Source organism: Cohnella baijiui (assembly GCF_020731285.1).
Lineage (GTDB): Bacteria > Bacillota > Bacilli > Paenibacillales > Paenibacillaceae > Cohnella.
This window is the reverse complement of the sequence record NZ_JAJFOW010000156.1, coordinates 1-360: the sequence shown is the minus strand read 5'-3', so window position 1 is coordinate 360 and position 360 is coordinate 1. Positions and strand designations below refer to the sequence as shown.

The window sequence follows — 360 nt, the reverse complement described above, 5'->3', positions numbered from 1 at the left end:
ATATCAACAGGCACGCAGGTGTGGAGCTTACTGAGCGTCCTCGCAGTAAGGCCATCGATTGGTTGGAAAAAAGGATTGTATTATCAGATGATGCCCTGTTTTTTCGCTACGTTATGATAAAAGGGCTGCTTCATCGCCTCGATCATTCCGCTTACGCACATGTAGCTGTTGAACTTGCTTCGCACTTGCATGTCGATGAATATGTGAATCGGTTCTTTTCTGAAAAGATAAAACAGCCCAAACGTAAACTACAAGTATTTACCGAATCGAATCAGTACCATCATGTCCTGGCTGTCGCACAAACAGGCATGGGAAAAACGGAAGCCGCCTTACTGTGGATCGGAAAGGAAAAAGGTTTTT

1 pseudogene is annotated in these 360 nt (G+C 44.4%); it reads left to right on the top strand.

The features are described from left to right. Positions 1-20: 20 nt before the first annotated feature. Positions 21-360: pseudogene (locus tag LKX83_RS32100) on the top strand (CRISPR-associated helicase/endonuclease Cas3); the annotation flags it as partial.